This is a genomic window from Acinetobacter sp. WU_MDCI_Abxe161, from assembly GCF_025514355.1.
GTDB lineage: Bacteria > Pseudomonadota > Gammaproteobacteria > Pseudomonadales > Moraxellaceae > Acinetobacter > Acinetobacter pittii_E.
The window spans coordinates 138,190-158,396 of the sequence record NZ_JAHPTU010000003.1 but is presented as its reverse complement, the minus strand read 5'-3'; the positions used below and the strand labels follow the sequence as shown (position 1 = coordinate 158,396).

The window sequence follows — 20,207 nt, the reverse complement described above, 5'->3', positions numbered from 1 at the left end:
TATGCCAAAAGTACACTTAATGGTACGTTTAGTCCAAGTAGTCACCGTACTATTTGTGCTATTAGGCTGTTTCGTGGTTTTTTTATATTCACCGTTTTATTCAAAACTTATTGTAGCTGGGCTTAATTATTTTGTTCCTGTTGACGTTAATCAGGTTGCCGCTGAGAGCCAAAGACAAGCTTCGTTAAGTGAACATGATAATTTAGAACCCGGTTCAAATTTATGGATTGCTCGTCAGGCGTATTTAAAATTGACAGAGCAAGCTTTACGTGAAAAAAAGACATCTGATTTGACCTATATTCAAGAAAATTATAAAGCCTTACAGCAAATTATTCTTTTAGAAGAAAAGGAACAGGATACAGAAGAACAGGAAACCACGGTAACCGTTCCTCTAGTCGCTAAAAATTCAGAAATTGATGCTGCAGATGAGGCGAGTAGCCCTGTTGATGAAACACTTTTTATTAATAGTTCTGAAAATAAGGCACTTACCGAGCAATATACAGAGTTTTTAGCAAGAAAACCTGTGGTATCAGAGCATCAAGAAGCTGTCAGTGAACCTGAGCAGAAAATCGAATATGTACGTAAAAATCCAATACCTGTACAACCTAAAAAGTTATCAGAGCCTTATGCAATTGTTGTATTGGGCGGAGGATTAACTTTAGATAAAAATGGTAAAGATATTGTAGTGAATGGCTATACGCGTTTGCGATTAGAAAAAACTTTAGAAGTTGAAAAACAAAATCATCTACCTATTGTACTGAGCGGTGTAGAAGCGCCTTATATGCAAGCGTGGTTAAAAGAGCGCGGTGTTGATGCCAAGCTATTAGAAAAGCGTAGTATGAACACATGTGAAAATACTCGTTTTAGCTCTTTATTGCTTCAGAAAAAAGGTGGAGCACCGACGGTGATGCTGGTTACAGATGAATATCATATGCCGCGTACACGCCGACTCTTTGCCTTAAATGGTATTGAAACTATTCCTGTTGTGGCTCCAATGCCAACTCCACTGACGCGCTGGCAACCAAGTGTGCAAAATTACGATCATAGCCGCCGTGCAAATTATGAATTACTTGCGACAATTCGCGACATGTTGTTTGGCTCAAGTGATTGTCGAGAGGTTCCTTAATGTCAGATATTCCATTTCTCAATCCTGCCGTATTAAAACAATTAGATTTACCGGTTCCTAACCGTGATCTTACGCCGCAGGTTTTGAGTCCACTCAATTTAAATACATTAGAAGAACCTTCTCGTGATTTGTTAGCTTACCGCAAATTATATGGTTTACATTTACTTGAATGTGACCATTGGCAGGGCTATGTTCAAATGCCTTTATTCCGTTTGCATGTACAAGTTTTCAAACCTAAAGTAGAAAAAATACAAGGTACTGTTTGCCTATTGCACGGCTATCTTGAACATAGCGGTATTTATCAGCCAATTATCCGTGAAATTCTTGAGCAGGGTTTTAGCATCATTACTTATGATTTGCCTGGCCACGGATTAAGTGATGGTTCACCGGCCAGTATTAAAAATTTTGATCATTATCAACAAGTTTTGATGGCTGTTTATCAATATGTAAAACATGCAGATCAATTGCCAAAGCCATGGGTTGGTATCGGTCAGAGTACGGGTGGCGCAATCTGGATGCATCACCTATTGGAATATGCTGAAAAACGCCAAGATCCGATTGTAGATCGAGTACTTTTACTTTCTCCTTTGATTCGACCGGCAAAAACTGCATGGTGGCATAACCCTGTTGGATTGGGTATTATTCGCCGTATTAAACGTCAAGTACCAAGACACTTTAGACGTAATAATCATAATCCTGAATTTTTGCGTTTTATTCGTTTAAAAGATCCGTTACAACCCCGAATGATGGGGATGGACTGGATTTTGGCCATGTCAAAATGGATGCAAGAAATGGAAGCGCGACCTGCTTGCCGTATCCCAGTCTGGCTTGCACAAGGTGCTCTCGATCAGACAGTTGATTGGCGTTACAACATTGAATTTATTCGTCGTAAATTTAGACTGCAAACGTTGTTAATGCTTGAAGAAGGTTCTCATCAATTAATTAATGAACGTGCGGATATACGTGCCGCATTAACAGGATTGATTCCGGCCTTTTTACATGCAAAGCCAAAACATTTTTATTATTAAAAAATAATGCATCTATCCAAAAATTTTAGATAGATGCATGACTGAATCTGGGGCGTTATTTTTTTAATTTTGATAAAGCTATATGAAGCATTTATAGGGAGAGGCATCCCACTATAAATGCTTAACTGATAAAATTAATATCAATTAAAAATGATTAGCATCCGCCATATTCCACATTCGATAATAAAAATTATCATCGTCATTATTAAGTTCAGACTGTAAAAGTTCACCTTCTTTTAAGAAAAAATGCAATTGAGCATAGTTCTTAATTTCACGGTCATTTACTCGCTGAGCTAAATGATGAGCTTTAATATCAGAAGGATGACGTAAACCAGCAGCAGCAATCATTTCTGATAATGCATGCAATGTGTTTTTATGGAAATTAAATACTCGTTCTGATTTAGTTGGTACATCAATTGCCTTTTGACGATCTTTATCTTGGGTTGCAACGCCTACTGGGCATTGGTTGGTATGACAGCTTTGTGCCTGAATACACCCGACAGCAAACATGAAACCACGTGCCGAGTTAACCCAATCTGCACCAAGCGCAAAAGTACTCGCAATATCAAATGCACTAATAATTTTACCACTCGCGCCAATTTTAACTTGATCTCTTAGCCCTGCACCGACAAGTGTGTTATGGACAAAGCGTAAGCCTTCACGTAATGGAGTACCGATATTGTCGCTAAACTCAATTGGCGCTGCTCCCGTACCACCTTCAGAACCATCAACAACAATAAAATCAGGAACAATTTTTGTTTCAAGCATTGCTTTAACAATACTCATAAATTGCCAAGGTTGGCCAATACACAATTTAAAACCAACTGGCTTACCACCAGATAATGTGCGTAACTTTTGTAAGAAATGCATCATTTCAATTGGGGTAGAAAAACTAGAATGCTTGGCAGGAGAAATACAATCGTGATCGCGCGAAACACCACGTATTTGAGCAATTTCTTCGGTAATTTTATGTTTAGGTAAAATACCGCCGTGACCAGGTTTGGCACCCTGTGAAAGCTTCAGCTCGATCATTTTGATCTGTGGTAATTGAGATTGCTTGGCAAATTTTTGCTCGTCAAATTTTCCATCAAGCGTACGACAACCAAAATAACCACTGGCAATTTGCCAAACAATATCACCGCCATTTTCCAGATGATAAGGGCTTAAACTTCCTTCGCCAGTATCATGATAAAAACCGCCTAATTGTGCTCCTTTATTTAGGGCACGAATTGCATTGGCACTTAAACTACCAAAGCTCATGGCAGAAATATTCATAATAGATGCGCTATACGGTTGTAGGCATTGTGCATTACCTACCTGAATACGGAAGCTCTTTGGGTCTGCGGGCGGGCAAGGGCTTATTGAGTGAACAATAAAACGATAATTTTCTTGATAAACATCAATGATTGAACCAAAAGGTTTATCTGCATTTTCATTTTTAGCACGTTGATAAACTAAGCTTCTTTGCATCCGTGAAAAAGGTAGAGCATCTTGATCCGCTTCAATAAAGTATTGGCGAATTTCAGGACGGATATCTTCAAACAAAAAACGAAAATGCCCCATAATTGGGTAATTTCTTAATATTGAATGTTTATTCTGCAAAACATCATAGAGACCTAATAAGCTTAAGGCGCCTGTAACCACCCATAAACCGTTAAGGAGAGTGTCAGAAACAAAATAGTAGATACTATGAGGGGTATATACAGTACGAAACCACGTAATACTGAGCGCAGTAAAAATACATAAAAACCAGATAGAATGGCGTGAGAAAAATGTATTGAGAAATTTATGTCGAATGATTTGTGCTGGACTCGCCATATTGGAACAAATTCCTAATGTTTTACTGGCACATACCTTGCCAAGAAGCAAGTCAAACTACAAGTATGGAATTGTTAGCTCAAACCTAAAATAAAGTAGAAGATATAAAATCCACACAAATAATAAAAATTAAGGGGGTTATTTATTTTAGATAAATTCTATTTTTAAATGTGAAGTTACTCGGAGCTGAGAATTAAATTTTTTGCTTTTTATTGTCTTTTCTAGATCTCTTAATTAATTTAAAGAAATCTAGTATATTTTTAATTTTACACAGCGAATTGGAGTGGGGGAAATAGGATGACTTAATTTAGATTGAAAGCGAAATTTTGAATATATCGGAATTTATAGAGGGATTTATCGATAATGTTGTTTTAGGATGAGTAAAAACAGAAAAAGACAAATTAAAAAAATAAGAAAAAACATCTGATGATTAAATACCTTATGAATATTAAATGTATTTTTACACAAGTTAACAGATTGTACAAATTAAATTACAGTTCTCTTTTCCTTATTTTTACTTTCTTATCCAAAAAAAATGCTTTTAGAGACAATTGAATTAACGATAATTTAGTTATTTGTATTACAAAACAAAGTGTTAAAATTAAAAAGTTGGGATGTTTTGATATATGACTATCTCTAATTTTAACCTATTGAAAATGCAAAGGTTTACAGCTTGTTCCAACCACTTTCCATCCAGACTAGACTCGGCGGATTCTACTTTTTCTACTATTCCATTGTTGGTACATTCATGCCTTATTGGAATTTGTATCTTCAAGATCAAGGATTTAATTATCAAGAAATTGGTGTTTTATCATCAATTGCGATTGTAACGCGTTTTTTTGCACCGTTAGTTTGGGGCTGGATTGCTGACAAATCTGGTAAACGAATGCTGCTTGTCCGGCTGGCAACTTGGATGGAGTCCTGTATATGGTTAGCTATTTTTATAGTGCCAAATACTTTTCAATCAATTGCTTTGCTTATGCTTATTTTTAGTTTCTTTCAGAATGCTATTTTAGCTCAATTTGAAGGTGTCACTTTATTTTGGTTAGGTGACCAAAAAGCGAAGCTTTACGGCAAAATTCGTAAATGGGGGTCTGTTGGGTTTATTGTTGGGGTATTCACTATTGGAGCAATTTTAGAAATAGTGCCTATTTCAATGCTTCCAATTTTATTATTAATTATTGCTTCACTGGCCTTCGTCTGGTCTTTCACAATCCGCGAACCTGATAGTGCACCTACCTCACAAAAACATTTAGAACCTTTACTTCCTGTTCTTAAACGTCCAACTGTGGCTGCATTTTTTGCAATTGAATTTATTCTGCTTTTTTCACATGCGCCTTTTTATAGTTTCTATAGTAATTTTTTGAAATCTTTAAGTTTTAGTACCACGCAAATTGGTTTCTTATGGGCTATGGGTGTTTTTGCTGAAATTTTTATGTTTTCAATTGCTGCAAAAGTTTTTCAACATTTCTCATGGCGTATTTTGGTAATTGTTTGCTTAATATTGACGAGCATACGTTGGATGATGGTTGCAATATTCTCACATTATTTTGTTGGTCAAATTTTTGCGCAGTGTTTGCACGCTTTTAGTTTTGGTTTATTTCATTTAATTGCGATGCGAGTAATTTTTCAAAACTTCTCAGCGGGGCAACAGGGCCGCGGACAAGCACTTTACAGCACGATGTGGGGATTAGGGGTAGCCTTTGGTAGTGTTTTAGCTGGGCATTTCTGGAAAATTCTTTCTGGTGAAGTCATCTTTATGTATGCAAGTGCGGTGGTACTATTAGGCCTAGGTTTTGTGATGTGGCTTCCTAAACAAATTGACTCTTCTACATAAGTTTGAGGTGAGATAAAACTTTAATAACTTTGTATTGAAAAAAGCAAATAAATATAAAATTGTTTGTTGACTTGTTGTGGCACGTTACAGTTGAAAAATATTGTTTTTATATGGTTATGGAGCAATGATTTTCTAAAAAAATATGCTAACTTAAGTTCATGCGTTTAATGATTAATAAATCTATGAAAAATATTTATATTATTGGATTATTGTGGGCTTGTTCTGGTTTAGCTGTGGCAGAAACAGCTACTCAACAGCCAGCCGAACAACCTGTTCGGACTGCAAGTAATCCTAACGCTATACGTATTGTTACGCGTCCTGAAATTATGGGATTATGGGGAATGGAGATTCCAAATAATAAGAAATGTGTGGAATATTATAACTTTCGTAGTAGTAATGATGTAGTGATTAAAAGCGGTCAGGAATGGTCTTATGGTATTTATGAATATCAACCATCTGATGATCCTAAAGAGCAGCTAGCCGCTTTAGTGATGCAAATTAAATTTGATAATAATAAAGTAGATTGTTCTGGTCAGAAGCAAGACCAAACAGGTGATGTCTCACAATATTTTGTACAATGGAAAAACGATCATACCATCAATTTCTGTTCGACTGCGAAGGGTGAGCAATGCTTTGCGACTCTGCGTAGGGTGTTACCATAAAACGGTAGATAAAAAAAAGCCTCTTAAAAATAAGAGGCTTTTTTTATTATACAGTTTCAGCTTTCTTTTCTTCCACTTGCTTTAACAAGTGTTTTTCAAGGTAATGGATGTCCATTGCTTGAGAGCAGAAGCTCTTATCTTGCAAAATAAGATCTTTATGCAAAGGAATATTTGTTTTAATTCCTGTAAGGATCATTTCATCTAATGCTTGACGCATACGTGCAATTGAAGTTTCACGATCTTTACCATGAGAAATCAATTTAGCAATCATAGAGTCATAGTAAGGAGGAATGCTATATTCTGGGTAGATATGAGAATCTAAACGAATACCTGCACCACCTGGCGCATAGAAACTTTCGATTTTACCAGGTGAAGGTAAGAAAGTTGTTGGGTCTTCTGCATTGATACGGCATTCAATTGCATGTCCCTGAACTTTAATGTCTTCTTGTTGAAGCTCTAGTCCTAGGCCACCTGCAATACGTAATTGCTGTTCAATAATATCAACACCAGTAACCATTTCAGTTACAGGGTGCTCTACCTGAACACGAGTATTCATTTCAATAAAGAAGAATTCACCGTCTTCAAATAAGAATTCAAATGTACCAGCACCACGATATTGCATTAACTGACAAGCATGAACACAAGCTTCTAAGATATCAGCTCGAGCTTGCTCTGGTAAGTTTGGTGCAGGTGCTTCTTCTAGTACTTTTTGATGGCGACGTTGTAATGAACAGTCGCGGTCATATAAATGGATTGCATGACCATTACCATCACCAAGAACTTGAACTTCGACATGGCGAGGTTTTTGTAAGAAGCGTTCCATGTAAACGGTATCATCACCGAACCACATTTCTGCATCACGTTGCGCTGCTTGAACTGATTCAAGTAGTGTATCTACACGCTCAACAATACGCATACCACGTCCACCACCACCAGAAGCGGCTTTAACAATAAGCGGGAAGCCAATTTCTTTCGCTTCTGCCAATGCATTGTGGATGGTCACTGCATGGTCACAACCTGGTACAGTAGGTACGCCAGCTTTTTTCATGGCAACAATCGCAGAAACTTTATTCCCCATAAGACGAATATGTTCTGGACGAGGGCCAATAAAAGTAAAGCCTGAACTTTCTACAATTTCAGCAAACTCAGCATTTTCTGAAAGGAAACCATAACCCGGGTGAATAGCATCAGCACCGGTAATTTCTGCAGCAGTAATAATTGCCGGGATATTTAAATAGCTATCACTACTTGCGCCCGGACCAATACATACTGCTTCATCAACAAAACGTAAATGCATCAAATCCTTATCGGCATCTGAATAGATACCAACAGTCTTGATTCCTAATGTTTTACAAGCCCGGGTAATACGTAAAGCGATTTCACCACGGTTTGCAATTAAAACTTTTTGCAACATAGACGTCCCCGGGGTAATTACGCGCGATAACGGAATAAAGGTTGACCGAATTGGATAACTTCACCATTTTTCACTAAAATTTCTTCAATCACGCCACTTTGAGTTGCTTCAATTGGGTTCATGATTTTCATTGCTTCAATAATACCCAAAGTTTCACCAGCAGATACAGTTTGACCTACTTTAACAAATGGTGCTTCGCCTGGGCTTGGAGCAGCGTAGAACACGCCAACCATTGGAGAAGTTTCAACTGCTCCACGCGGTGTTTTTGCAACTGGTGCTTCTGCAACAGGAGCAGCCGGAAGTGCTACACCAGCCGCAGCAACGACAGGATTGCGACGAGTTAAAGCGATTGATTGATCACCTTCTTTAACTTCGATCGCTTGCAAGTCAGACTCAATCATTAAATCGATGAGTTTCTTAATTTTGCGGATATCCATGGGCGACTATTCCTAAACTAGTTTGGGTTAGATGGTTGAATTTTTTCAATAGCGTAATCGAGTGCAAAACGATAGCCTTTTGCACCTAGACCACAAATCACGCCAATTGCTTTATCAGATAAATAAGAATGGTGTCTGAATGCCTCTCTTGCATGGACATTCGACAAATGTACTTCAATGAATGGAATCGCAACGCCAAGTAGGGCATCACGTAGAGCAACTGAAGTGTGGGTGAGGGCAGCAGGATTAATAATAATAAGTTTTACGCCTTCAGTTTGTGCCTGATGAATACGATCAACAATGGCACCTTCCCAGTTGCTTTGAAAAGTATCTAATGTAATTGAAGCTTGTTGAGCTTGATTAATAAGTTGTTGGTTAATATCACCTAAGGTAAGATGACCATATACTTCTGGTTCGCGTTTTCCCAGCAAATTCAAATTCGGTCCATGAATCACCAAAATGGTCGAACTCATTCAGATTGCTCCAGCTCTAAAGTTGCAAATATTCTTTGCAAGATGTCTGCAAAGTTTGCTTATTATGGCATATGTTTCTACAATTTTTTTATAATTTGTTTTCATCGTCGCAGAAAGGGTATACCAAATTCGGCTTATATATTGTAAATTTTGCGATGATTTAGCAATGTTAAAAAATGACAAAATTTCAAGTAATTTAATAGAGCTTATTTTAAACTGAATTGACAAAAACAGTTCATGTATTTTGTGTAACGGCTATAGAGTTCTCTCCAATCACTAAGAGTTCATTCCACCGAGTCAGATAGTTTTTTGAACGGTGGCATTGTTTCATATGCCAAGATGAACTTCGAGAATGATAACCGACTTGTAAATAGTGACTACCGAATCGGTTACGAACTGTGCTGAGCGTTTGCATCAATTGTTGTCTTTGATGAATTAACTCCAGAGGTTGCCATAAATCATCAATGTGATGTTGACGGGGATGCAAACCACAAAATAAAACTCCAATCTTAATGTATTTCTTATTTTCTTTATATAAAACATCAATTTGTTGCATTGCTGCTTTTGTTAATATACATAAATCATCTGTTGCATAATTTAAGCCTATCGCTTGAGATGATGCTTTTTTATAAGGTGGTTTATCTATTTTTTCATAAAGCATGACTTGAATGCAGGCACATAGTTGCTCTTGTTTCATTAAACGGCGATGAGCACGGTTGAGATGGAAAATAAGTGCTTGTTTAATAATTTCAATGCTGGATAAAGCTTGAGCAAAACTACGTGAAGCTAAAATTCGTTTTGTGACGATGGCAGGATCGTCGAGTTGAATACAGGATTGGCCTTTTAGCTCACGAATGGTACGTGCCATCACCACAGAAAAAGCTTTTGCTAGATGATGCTCATTGGCAAAAGTTAAGTCTAAGCATGAATAAATCTCATAGCTTCGTAATTGTTTGACCAATTGATAGCCAATTCCCCATACTTCTTTGACCGAAGTATTTTGCATGAGGTCTTCAAGAAGCAAAGGATCTAAAGTGATGAAATTACAAATTTTATTAAAGCTTGGAATCTTTTTAGCATAGTGATTGGCTAATTTTGCTTGAGTTTTTGAATATCCGATACCAATACAGCAAGGTAAGCTTAACCAACTTTCTAGAGTTTCTACGACTTTGGCACAGTAAGAGTGAATATCTATAGACTGTAGGTAAGGGGTAAGGCGAATAAAGCATTCGTCAATAGAATAAGCTTCTAAATCATCGGGTGAGAAAAACTCCCCAAGTACTGAAAAAAAGCGACGCGACATCTCGGCATATAAAGTGTAGTTGCTTGAATAGACGTGTACACCTGCTTGAAGAGCGTATTGCTCGATTTGATACCATGGAATACCCATTTTGATACCCATATTTTTTGCTTCTTCACTACGTGATACAACACATCCATCGTTGTTAGAAAGTACTACAACAGGCAGACCAATAAGTTTGGGGTTAAATAAGCGCTCACAACTGACATAACAATTATTAATGTCGACAAGCGCGTAAATTTCGCGGTGTGAGATTTCCATTATGATTTGCCCCATTAAAAATATTGGTAAAACGACATATTGATATTGCTTTCATAAACACAGTGAGGTGGTGTGTTAACCGAAAAAATTACATTTTGAATATGTAACAAAATCAAGTTAACAAAGTTTCTAACGGAAAGCTAGAGGAGTTCTGCGGGTTTATCTCAAGTTAACCATGGAAAAAATAGATAAGGGATTAACGTTTTTAATAAAAAAAGGAGATCGTATAGATCTCCTTTTGATGAAACATTCTAAGTTAGTTTTGATTACCATTTATGACTATAAGAAACTTTCAGCGTTGCGCCATTTGCCACTAAATGGCTAGTGTTATCACTTGTTCTTAATAGTTGGCTGTAGAGAGGATAGTACTTACGGTTAAACATATTCTCTAAACCAATCGTCACAGTGTCTTTTTTGTTAAGCGCAAAGCTACTGATTAAATCTGCTGTGGTATAAGTTTTTACATCGTAACGACCAAAACCATTTACACCATTCAAGCGATAATCTTCTGCGCCAAAGTATGTGGCTTGCAGGCGATTTGTCCAAGTTTCAGTTGGGCTATAAGAAACGTAAGCTGTGAGTTTTAATGGTGGAATACGGAAGCCTGTCATGTCTTGTTCAGCACCGTTTTGCGGTTTTTCACGACCTTTCATCCACGTAACGCTACCACCCGTTCCCCAAACGTTCGCATCGTCCAAATAGTCAAAAGTTGCTTCCACACCAGTAACTTTTTCTTTGGTTCTAGCAAGTACTAGACCGTTATTGAATGATTGCACAGCGCCTAGGTCAGAAGTAGAGTGGAAGACCGCTAAACTTGAAGAGAAGTTATTGAAGTTTCCTTTCCAGCCCAACTCGTAGTTATCTACTTTTACAGGCTCTAAGAATGACGAACCAAGGTTAAAACCTTCGCCAGCATTACGGATAATCAAGCCTACATCAGGTAATTGAAAACCTTGGTTAAATGATGCATAAATCGAGTTTTGATCATTCGGTGAGAAAGTTAAATTGGCATTGTATAACCATGCATCGGCTTTCACTTTTCCGCCTGGAACTGTGTAAGGGTTAGTTTTGCCTAATTGTGATAATGGAACAAAGCTATCAATTTGGGCGTAGCTATCTTCATAGCGTGTACCAGCTTCTGCTGACCATTGATCATTAAAGCGGTGCTTTAGCTGTACAAAACCACCCACACTTTGCGTGGTGAGCTCAGGCAAATAAATAAGCTTGCCAGTTTTTACAAACTCTAAGCCACCAGATTGATCATAAATTTTTTGATCGAAAATATCTAAAGGCATTTCGCTTTTTTCACGGCTAAAGTCGCCCCCCCAAACCAATGAGGTATCACCTAAAAACTCAAGTGGTGTGGTAACAGTTAAGCGGCTACCGAGTACGTTATTTTCTTGATAAATCTGATCGACTTGTCCACCACGATTTGCATTTTTTCGTGCATCAAATGGTGAAAAACGGGTAAAGAAGTCGCGGTAATAAATTTGAGCATCGACCTTATTACCAAAAAAGTCTTTATGGTTATAAGTTAAATTGTAGATCTGGTTTTCGTTTTTATTTTGGTCTTTGAGCTTTAAGCCTTTAATGGCTTTAGCTGGTACGGTTCCGGCAGGGGCATTCTTCACACTTGGGTCAGATGCATAATCTGAGTCTTGCTCGGCATTGTAGTAATTTGCAGCAAACTGTAGATATTGGTTGTCATCAATATGGTAACCCAGTTTACCGCCTACGCTGTAGCCATCGGAATCATAAAGGTCGCCTTGACTTGGTTCAGGTGCAACACGGTCACCGCTTGCATCATACGGGCTACCAATACGTTGGTAACCAAAGTCGAGCGCATAATCAAAAGCGTTAAAGCTGCCTGTGAAATATTGATGAATATCGCCACTTAAAGCATTAGAACGGAAATTTGTTAAAGGTGTTTGAAGTCCAACCACGGTTTTAGCCGTGGGTTCACCGCCCGCAGCTTTTGTGGTAATTGAAATAATACCGCCAGCAGCACCACCACCATAAATTGCGTTACTGCCTCGAATCACTTCAATGTTGGCAATACTTTCAGGGTCAATTGCTGAAAGTCCGCGTGATGTGTCACGTGTAAGGTTCATTGGTACGCCATCGACCAAGATGAGGGCATTACGGCCACGTAAAGTTTGGCCGTAATCGGTAATGGTTCGGCTTGAATCTGACAGGCCCGGTACGGCTTTCGCTAAAACGGTTGCAATACTGCCAGATGAACCATTTCTTAAAAGTTCAATTTGCTTTTCATCTAGCTTGGTTACTTGCTTGGCAGAAGTAGAAAGTTCATCTGCACGTGAAGCGGTAATTGTGATTGTAGGTAATGCTTCAGGCTTTTTTTCAGCATCGGTTGTCTCAGAAGACGAGGCTGCAAAGGCTGAGTTTGAGAGAAAGATGGCCCCACCAAGTGAAAGGAGTGGAATAATATTTTTTACTTCAGACTTCCTCGTAAAAAGTTTGTGACTTTTTATCTTATTTCCCATTGTCTCGCCCTGAGAGTGATTTTAAATTTGTCGAATTATAAGTGAGAATGATTGTAATTCACAATATCGTTGTTGGACAAAAAATAATAAAATTCGTTTTTATTAATTGTTGTGTAGAGGACCGTATTTCTATCGCTCTACACGACTGAAAATTTATGAGATTTCCTTATAAGAATTCAAATGATTTTGATGGGCGCGGCGAATAATACTTCGGTCATCACCCAGTACAAAAAGCCGAACAGATTGCTTTTTCCATGTAGAGATATCTTCAGGTTTTCGGGGAATAGCACAGAAATGTTTTTGACTATTTTTCGTTTTTGTATACATCTCTTGAACTTTTTCTTGGACCTTCGGATGGCTGGTTTGCCACGGTATGCCCATAGATTGAGAAAGGTCGGCAGCACCTTCAAGAATAATGTCGATGCCTTCGACTTTTAAAATTTCATCAAGTTGTTCTAGTCCTTCTAAGCTTTCAATCATGGCAATAACAACCGTTTCGTTTGCAGCCTGTTGAACAAAACTCGCTAAATCGTCCATGCCGTATCGATTTAACCTTGTCGAATTCAGCCCCCTTTGTCCAAGCGGTATATAGTGACAATAGTTCACGGCCTCTTGTGCTTGCTGAGCATTTTCAATACGTGGAAACACAATACCGGTTACCCCTGCATCGAGCAGAGGTAGAATCAAATGATTGGCGTTTAATGGCACTCTCACGAAGACATCAAGCCTCATGGCTCTAGCAGCTAAAATCATAGGCTCGACTTGAGACGTACTAAATAAAGTATGTTCTAAGTCGATAATGATGAAGTCATAGCCGGCAAGTGCCAGTTGCTCGACATTAATGGGAGAGGCTACGGAACAAAATATTCCGTAGAGCGTCTCGCCGTGTGCTATTCGTTTCTTAAAAGAAATCGAATATTTATTCATATTCAATTTCCTTAATAAGACTGAGCGGATTTGGTGTGGTTTGTACTCTTAGGCGAATTTCCGGAAGGAAACGGCGGCTTGCCAGCTGTTCAATGTCGATAGTGTCATCTGTAAAGTTAAATAATTCATATCGTTCGCTAAATTCTGGGTGTGCTTCTTTATGTTGATTGATGATGGTTCTTAACATAGTCCAGAATTTGATTTCATCGAAGTCATAATGTTCATTTAAGAAAATCGCTAACTCAGCCAGATTTACAAACCAAAGCGCATCTTGAGTAAAATCTCTTAACTCATTTGGAGAATGGGTTTCCAAGAAAGAGTTCGGGTTAATTTTGGCATGTTCTTTCGGCGCATCTTGCAAGTTAGGTAAAAGGTTCGGCTCGCGCAACAGATGACGGCTAAAACGAATGCCATCATGGAAATCTTTCAAAGCAGCTTTAACGGGTAAGCCATTTTTATGAATGAGCACCATGTTTTGTGCATGTGACTCTAAAGCGAGGCCGTGGCACCATAAAATATGCATGATCGGTAAATAAGCATTGGTGAGTAACTTTTCTAACCAGAACTCGATCCCGTACTCTTGAATCCACTCATCAATTAAAGGTTTTTGGTCTGTATCGAGTTGCATTAGACCGGTTACTGGCGTTGCTGATTCACCTTCTTTTAAGTAACTGTAAATACTTTCGCGCCAAATGCAGGCGAGTGCGCCGTATTGAACAGGAAGGGCAATCGGCTGGTTAACTGAAAGACCGCCAATCTCTCTTAAAATAACAGGCTTACGTTGTTTTTCTAAAATATGGTCTTGTTCAACAATGTTATAAAGCCAGTCACTCATTTTTGCAGCATTTTGAACGGTATGCGGTGCCAATACACGAGAGGTCGATGTATTAACCAAGTTCATTGCCAATTTGAGAGAAAGCGCCGAGATATCACTAATATTTGATAAGGTTCGAATTGACTGCTGTGGTAAATAAGTCGGACCTTCAATATCTAACGGAATGATCAGTTGGTTGCTGATTGCATCTTGATAATATAATTCAATAATTTTATCCCACTGCCATGGATGAATTGGGGTAAGAATATAATCTTTAAAATCTACATTTTGCTCTTTCAATTGAGCGTTAATGGCTTGTAGATCTTTCTCTGAAAAGTGCTGTTTATAAAGCTGTTCTAAGTTAATGGTTTCACTTAAAACCAGTTTGCATAAACTGTTATGAGTCGCCACCCATTGAACCGTAAAACCTTCAGAAAGCTCTGGAGCATATTTCTGGTTTTCTTTTAAATCGAAGCCAATACGAGACTTAAAACTTGGGTGGTATAAATGCGCATTGGTAATTCGCGCTTCTTGTTCTAAATAAGGCAAGGTTCTTAAAGGTTGGGCAGGAACTTGGCTCAAAGTCTGAGCATGTTTAACGTAAGTTAAATTCAGCTCATCATTAAAGTTCTGCCATTTAACTGGGTCAGCTTCAATAATATTTTTTAAATCGGCAAGTAGCGTTTTTAAGTTAGGGCGCGTTTCAGTGTCTAAAGTAATATCAGAACGGACTAAGCTTGAAGGATCTAACTTAATTCGTTTAAAACTGAAATGTCGTTTAGCCGCACAGGTATAAAAAACAGTATCGGAAATATAAAACTTGATCTGACCTTTAGAAAACTCGTATTTAAAAGTATTTTCAAAAATGAGTGCTTCTAATAACTGGCCAATCACGCGATTTTCCGCGAGCGTTTTATAATTAGCTTGCTGAGTCGGTTGAAGAGGGCAAAGTGCTTCTGCGCGGCGATATTTATAAATAGGGTTTTCAACTTCAATCCAGATTGGATTGCCACCACTGTGGTAGAGCGTATTTAACATATTTGCCTTGATTGGTAATGTGAGTGAATTAATTAATAAATCGCGGTATTGCTGGCCTTTGGCGCTAAAGTTTTCTTGTGTGAGCGTAAGGCGGGTGGCTTGCCAAAGTTCAGATTCTTCAATGGCCGTAACTCGTGCAATCGCACTGATGAGATGAGCAATGTGATTGATCACGAGGTAATATTTTAAAAAGGTCCATGCATCTTTTTGAGAGAACCAAACAGTACTATCTTCAGAAATAGATGAGTTGTCTTCTATCATTTCTGGAACAATGCTAATGCCTTCCATATCTCGAAGAATAAGGCGATGTGGATAGCCATTTTTAAATTCCATCAAACTGTTTTGCATATGAGCTTCTACGCTAATGCCTTTATTTGCAAACAACTCAATTAATGGAATAAGTGAAACTTTAACGTACTGTTTCCACCAAAAGGTAATGAAGTCTTTGGCATCTTTCGATTGTAGATTTTGATTGGGGGCAGCTTGCTGAATGAAGCTTAAAAGCGGGATTTCATGATGTTCGTTTTCTTCAACCAAGCCGCCGAGCATTCTGGTATTTTCTAATACCTCTGGCGTGAGTCCTGCCCGATAAATAATGCCAAATGAACTTTCAAGCTCTGGGATTTTGACTGTTTTCGCCTCTAACTCTGGCAGAATCACAAGGTCTGGATATTGCTCATTAATCTTATGATTGATAATAATTTTGCTTGCATCAATGGCACGTTCCATCTCATCCATTGGGTTATTACGAATGAAACTGGTAATTCGCACATCAATGGAGAGCTTTAAGAACAGGTTCGATTGAGGTAACCACACGGTACGAACAGATGAGGTTGGCCACACAGTTTGACCTAAAGCTCCAAAATAAATAACGTCTTGGTTATCTAAATGTTTCTTTAAAGATGGATGTTGAAGTAAGAAGTTGGCTTGCCAAGGGTGAGTTGGCATCAGCTCATAGTTTGCGAAGTTTTCTTGCAAACGCTCTTTTGCGGTCTCTAAAACTTCATCTTCAATATGGTAAGAAGGCTGTTCTTTACTTACCAGCTTTTGAATTAGAGAAGAATGAACCGCGAAGTAGTGAAGTTGGAAACTGGCGCCTAGCTCAGGGCTATATTTTTTCATGTCTTCTTTAGAAAAACCTAAATTGGCTTTAGAAGTCACATGAAAAGGATGCCCATATAACATGCCTTGTTCGGTTGCCTGAAAACCACTCAGTGCTTTAAGTGCTGATTGAGAGGGCTTATTTTCTAAAAAGAATTTTGTGTTCTCGATACTATTGGCAATATCGGAGTACAGGTTCTTATTTTGATTTTTATCTTTAAATAAGCTATTCAGTTCATCTGTAATAAGCTTCACTAAATTTTTAGGATCGGCGAGCGAGTCAAATGTATTGTTGCTTAAGTTTTGCAGGGTAAAACCACGCTGATATCTATGGTAGCCAGTGGTGGATAAATGCTGAACGGCGCCATAAACAATTGTGTTAGATGCATTAAATGTATAAGCAAAATATAGGGTATCTGGGCGCTCCGCATATAGGGTGAATAAAGGAGAATCTTGAGCTGGAATAATGTGCTCTTCAAGATTCACTTTAAGTTCACGAAAGAAAGTATTCAGGTACTGTTCGAAAAGTTTATAAGACCATGCATCTGTTGTAATAATTGAGTTCATTCTTGTGCCTCTTTTAAAATTGTATCCATTAAGAATCTGTTCAAAATCACCACTAATCCCGCACCGATAAAAAATAGTGAAGTGCAGATTAATGCAGCGGTAATATTGAAAAATGAGTAGGTGAGGGTGATGGTGATTGGGCCAATAAGTTGCCCTAAAACAAAGGCACTGTTAGAAATACCAATCACTTTTCCTTGGCTTTGAGCGCCAGCTTTTAGAGACATTGTGTGTAAGATCGAAGGAATCAAAGCTGCAAAGCAGAAACCTTGTATGAGTCGTAATATAAGAATCAGCCAGAGATTAGAAACCCAGATCAATGCAAAAATTGTGATGCCACAAATTAAAGATGCATAAACGAAGTTATTAAAAGAATCTCCTTTATGGTCATTTCGTTTTCCCCAATAGGTTGCTGCAATAAAAGCCGCGCCCCACGAGAGTGCATGAATTGTTCCTGTTAAGCTTGCAGCAGATAACGATGAATGAGTGCTCTGGCTTATTTCACTAATGTATAAAACAAAGCAAGACACCAAACCAAAGCCGCCCGCTTGAACCAAAATACCGGCGCTTAACCATGAAAAAATCGTTCTATCAAAGAAGGCTGGAAACTTAGATTTCTCTTTGGTTTTTGAAGCCTCGGTTTTAACGGGATTGGTTAATACAATTGACGCAATCACAATGAGTGTCATCACAACAAATGCTGTTGCGTTGAGTAATACTTCAACCCGCCATTGATCCATAAATATCCCACCGAGAACCGGACCACATAGGCAAGCGAGCGCAACACTACTTTGTAGTTGCCCAAAAGCGGCACCTCGTTGTTGTTCATTGGAAAGATATGAAACATAGGCATTTAAAATCACGGAAAGACCGCAAAACCCGAGTAAAATTCGAGCAAAAATAAATAGGTATAAATGCTGGGCGCTCGCCATAAGCAATATTGAAATACAGAAACCAGCCAAAGAAAGTAACAAGGCTTTTTTATGGCCGAATGTGTCGGATAGATGACCCACAATCGGTGCTGTAAATAAACTGCCAATAGCCGGAGCTGCGAGTGCCAAACCTGCCCAGATAGTGGGAGCACTCATATGCGCCGTCAGTTTTTGCATATAGAGCGGCATGATCGGAATCAGCACCATAAGCCCAAAAGTGGAAAAAAACTGACAGAGCAAAATAATGAAATGATCTAGGCGAGATGAGCGCATGATTTAAATATCCATGGTCTCATAGCTAGAAACACACAAGTTCTGATAAGGGTTGGGTGTGGTTCCGATTTTACTTGGCATGCCTGTTGAGTCACTTTCTTGCGCGAGTAAAGGTGTAAGTAGCTGTTTGAATGGCCAAGTCTTATTGTCAAAAAGATAAGTTTGAATTTGTGATTTTGTTTGCTCTGAAATCGGTTGGGTTTCTACAAAATCTTGAATAATGTCTTGAACCATTTCCCAAAAATCGCTTTCTGTACGATCTGTATATTTCAAAGTCGCTAAAGCAATTGGGTAGAGGTTAATTTGAATCCCTAAAGTAATGAAGTAGTTAAATAAGTCCTCATTTTTAGTAAAGATAAGATTGTTCGGCGTACTGGTATCAATGGTATAGATCGGAGGTGTAAAACCACTTTCTTCAATGGCTGTGGTACATATTCTTAGGGTATCGTGGTCTCGTAAAATAAAGCATTTAAACTTATTATTTTCATAACACACCATGGTGTTTTGCCCGTGGCATTCCGGCATGATTCCTTTTGCCCAAAGCGTTAAGAATATTTGAATAAAATGAACACTTAAGTCTTTTAATAATGTCCATTTGTCGCCTTCAATGCCCAATGTTTCCCAAGGATTAACATACGTACAGCTTAAAGCTGACATGGTAATAGGTGTGACATTTTGATCTTGGCAAAAATCGGGTAAATGTCTGACTTGGCAACCGATTACACCTAAATTTTTTACGATAGGCTCTTGTTTACCGAGTACCCACCAATGTGTTTCATTACTCAAAAAGAGGCGATTTTTTAATAAAGAAGTTTCATTAATGACTTCATTTAAAAAATCATAAGCCGTATGCCCATTCATTAAATAACGGCCTGGCATAGAGCGGATTGCGCCTAATGTTTTAGCATTGGTCGAAAGTTTTAAATGCAGAGTAGGGTTTGCGTTATGAATAAGCGTTCTTAATGAAGAAGTCGGTGAACCAATTGTCGTGACATGGTTCAGGTCAATAGCGCCGTACTTATTTTCATCAAACTTTAAATAGCGATGTTGCGTCTCTAACAAAGGCAGGGCTAAGTAGTCATCTGAAAGCTCAGCCATTTTTTCAGTAATATGCTTGTCCTCAGCTTCTGATAACAGAAGCTCTTTATGAGGAATCGACTCCATATTATTGATCACGTCATCTTTCTTAAAAGCCCACCAATACACCTCAATTTCTTTTTGAGTTGTAAGTGGTGCAAGTTCTCCTTTTGAGTGGGCGAATGGATGAAATGGACGGTCGGCTACCAGCGAGAGCAGTTCGCTAGTAACTAAAGGCGATGAAAATGAAAGTGCTGACTGTAAAATTTGAGGAATTTTTTCAGCCGTTACTAAGTTGTCGAGCCAATAATTAATTGCTTTCTGACGGTGTGGTGACGGCCACCAAGACGCTTGGGTTAAATAGTTAAAAACTTCAGAAATAGAAATTTTAGACGTCGTATTGTTTAAGAGGTTATAAAGCAGAACTTCGGGTTGGGTGATATAGAAAGGATTTACACCATCTACTTTTAAACAGCTTAGATAGAGTTCCAACTCATCATTGAGAGTTATTGCCAAATAAGGCTTTTTATAGGAAATATGATCTTTAAAATCTCCATAATTCTCCATGTAGAGAGCATCTATCGTTTTTTGTAGTTGTGCTGTGTAAATCCGATCTAACAT

At 38.3% G+C, this 20,207-nt stretch carries 14 protein-coding genes; 4 read left to right on the top strand and 10 right to left on the bottom strand.

What is annotated here, in order from left to right:
• The first annotated feature begins 1 nt into the window (after position 1).
• Complete coding sequence (locus KTI78_RS04505) at positions 2–1,126, top strand: YdcF family protein (protein WP_239967904.1); 1,125 nt, start codon at positions 2–4, stop codon at positions 1,124–1,126.
• Positions 1,126–2,154: an alpha/beta hydrolase gene (locus KTI78_RS04500; RefSeq protein WP_016140682.1), complete on the top strand. Its 1,029-nt coding sequence runs from the start codon at positions 1,126–1,128 to the stop codon at positions 2,152–2,154. Before KTI78_RS04505 ends, KTI78_RS04500 begins: the two co-directional genes overlap by 1 nt.
• A 144-nt stretch (positions 2,155–2,298) precedes the next feature.
• Here the strand turns inward: KTI78_RS04500 and KTI78_RS04495 are convergent, their stop codons facing one another.
• Positions 2,299–3,972, bottom strand: a complete 1,674-nt coding sequence (locus tag KTI78_RS04495) for an FMN-binding glutamate synthase family protein (protein WP_032054012.1) — start codon at positions 3,970–3,972, stop codon at positions 2,299–2,301.
• Positions 3,973–4,645: 673 nt separating this feature from the next.
• Between KTI78_RS04495 and KTI78_RS04490 the strand changes: the two genes are divergently transcribed.
• Together KTI78_RS04490 and KTI78_RS04485 are read left to right on the top strand one after the other, a co-directional pair.
• On the top strand, positions 4,646–5,809 hold the full coding sequence (locus KTI78_RS04490; protein ID WP_224991256.1) for an MFS transporter: 1,164 nt from the start codon (positions 4,646–4,648) through the stop codon (positions 5,807–5,809).
• Between the two features lie 158 nt (positions 5,810–5,967).
• The gene (locus tag KTI78_RS04485; protein ID WP_002115710.1) at positions 5,968–6,471 is read left to right on the top strand and encodes a hypothetical protein; all 504 of its coding nucleotides are present in this window, start codon (positions 5,968–5,970) and stop codon (positions 6,469–6,471) included.
• A 46-nt stretch (positions 6,472–6,517) separates the two neighbouring features.
• On the opposite strand, the gene accC is transcribed toward KTI78_RS04485, so the two are convergent.
• The 9 genes from accC to KTI78_RS04440 all read right to left on the bottom strand — a co-directional run bounded on the left by accC (position 6,518) and on the right by KTI78_RS04440 (position 20,153).
• Positions 6,518–7,885, bottom strand: coding sequence for an acetyl-CoA carboxylase biotin carboxylase subunit (gene accC, locus KTI78_RS04480; RefSeq protein WP_224991255.1), 1,368 nt, complete (start codon positions 7,883–7,885; stop codon positions 6,518–6,520).
• Positions 7,886–7,902: 17 nt separating this feature from the next.
• Positions 7,903–8,322: an acetyl-CoA carboxylase biotin carboxyl carrier protein gene (accB, locus tag KTI78_RS04475; protein ID WP_000354611.1), complete on the bottom strand. Its 420-nt coding sequence runs from the start codon at positions 8,320–8,322 to the stop codon at positions 7,903–7,905.
• Positions 8,323–8,339: 17 nt separating this feature from the next.
• Entirely contained in the window at positions 8,340–8,795 is a 456-nt protein-coding gene (aroQ, locus tag KTI78_RS04470) for a type II 3-dehydroquinate dehydratase (protein WP_016140685.1), read from the bottom strand.
• Between the two features lie 235 nt (positions 8,796–9,030).
• Positions 9,031–10,356, bottom strand: a complete 1,326-nt coding sequence (locus KTI78_RS04465) for a Y-family DNA polymerase (protein ID WP_016140686.1) — start codon at positions 10,354–10,356, stop codon at positions 9,031–9,033.
• Between the two features lie 266 nt (positions 10,357–10,622).
• Positions 10,623–12,860 (bottom strand): TonB-dependent receptor, encoded by a 2,238-nt coding sequence (locus KTI78_RS04460; protein WP_239967898.1) that lies wholly within the window; start codon positions 12,858–12,860, stop codon positions 10,623–10,625.
• A gap of 153 nt (positions 12,861–13,013) precedes the next feature.
• Complete coding sequence (locus tag KTI78_RS04455) at positions 13,014–13,787, bottom strand: HpcH/HpaI aldolase family protein (RefSeq protein ID WP_224991251.1); 774 nt, start codon at positions 13,785–13,787, stop codon at positions 13,014–13,016.
• The gene (locus tag KTI78_RS04450; protein WP_262445327.1) at positions 13,780–17,307 is read right to left on the bottom strand and encodes an IucA/IucC family protein; all 3,528 of its coding nucleotides are present in this window, start codon (positions 17,305–17,307) and stop codon (positions 13,780–13,782) included. Before KTI78_RS04450 ends, KTI78_RS04455 begins: the two co-directional genes overlap by 8 nt.
• The gene (locus tag KTI78_RS04445) at positions 17,304–18,509 is read right to left on the bottom strand and encodes an MFS transporter (protein WP_262445326.1); all 1,206 of its coding nucleotides are present in this window, start codon (positions 18,507–18,509) and stop codon (positions 17,304–17,306) included. The genes KTI78_RS04450 and KTI78_RS04445 overlap by 4 nt, the downstream gene beginning before the upstream one ends.
• A gap of 3 nt (positions 18,510–18,512) precedes the next feature.
• Positions 18,513–20,153 (bottom strand): IucA/IucC family protein, encoded by a 1,641-nt coding sequence (locus KTI78_RS04440; RefSeq protein ID WP_262445445.1) that lies wholly within the window; start codon positions 20,151–20,153, stop codon positions 18,513–18,515.
• Between the last annotated feature and the right edge of the window lie 54 nt (positions 20,154–20,207).

What these genes read in the sequence shown, in the direction of transcription:
- KTI78_RS04505 (WP_239967904.1), top strand. Translation starts at nt 2, where the DNA reads ATGCCAAAAGTACACTTAATGGTACGTTTAGTCCAAGTAGTCACCGTA.
- KTI78_RS04500 (WP_016140682.1), top strand. Translation starts at nt 1,126, where the DNA reads ATGTCAGATATTCCATTTCTCAATCCTGCCGTATTAAAACAATTAGAT.
- KTI78_RS04495 (WP_032054012.1), bottom strand. Translation starts at nt 3,972, where the DNA reads ATGGCGAGTCCAGCACAAATCATTCGACATAAATTTCTCAATACATTT.
- KTI78_RS04485 (WP_002115710.1), top strand. Translation starts at nt 5,968, where the DNA reads ATGCGTTTAATGATTAATAAATCTATGAAAAATATTTATATTATTGGA.
- accC (WP_224991255.1), bottom strand. Translation starts at nt 7,885, where the DNA reads ATGTTGCAAAAAGTTTTAATTGCAAACCGTGGTGAAATCGCTTTACGT.
- accB (WP_000354611.1), bottom strand. Translation starts at nt 8,322, where the DNA reads ATGGATATCCGCAAAATTAAGAAACTCATCGATTTAATGATTGAGTCT.
- aroQ (WP_016140685.1), bottom strand. Translation starts at nt 8,795, where the DNA reads ATGAGTTCGACCATTTTGGTGATTCATGGACCGAATTTGAATTTGCTG.
- KTI78_RS04465 (WP_016140686.1), bottom strand. Translation starts at nt 10,356, where the DNA reads ATGGAAATCTCACACCGCGAAATTTACGCGCTTGTCGACATTAATAAT.
- KTI78_RS04460 (WP_239967898.1), bottom strand. Translation starts at nt 12,860, where the DNA reads ATGGGAAATAAGATAAAAAGTCACAAACTTTTTACGAGGAAGTCTGAA.
- KTI78_RS04455 (WP_224991251.1), bottom strand. Translation starts at nt 13,787, where the DNA reads ATGAATAAATATTCGATTTCTTTTAAGAAACGAATAGCACACGGCGAG.
- KTI78_RS04450 (WP_262445327.1), bottom strand. Translation starts at nt 17,307, where the DNA reads ATGAACTCAATTATTACAACAGATGCATGGTCTTATAAACTTTTCGAA.
- KTI78_RS04445 (WP_262445326.1), bottom strand. Translation starts at nt 18,509, where the DNA reads ATGCGCTCATCTCGCCTAGATCATTTCATTATTTTGCTCTGTCAGTTT.
- KTI78_RS04440 (WP_262445445.1), bottom strand. Translation starts at nt 20,153, where the DNA reads ATGGAGAATTATGGAGATTTTAAAGATCATATTTCCTATAAAAAGCCT.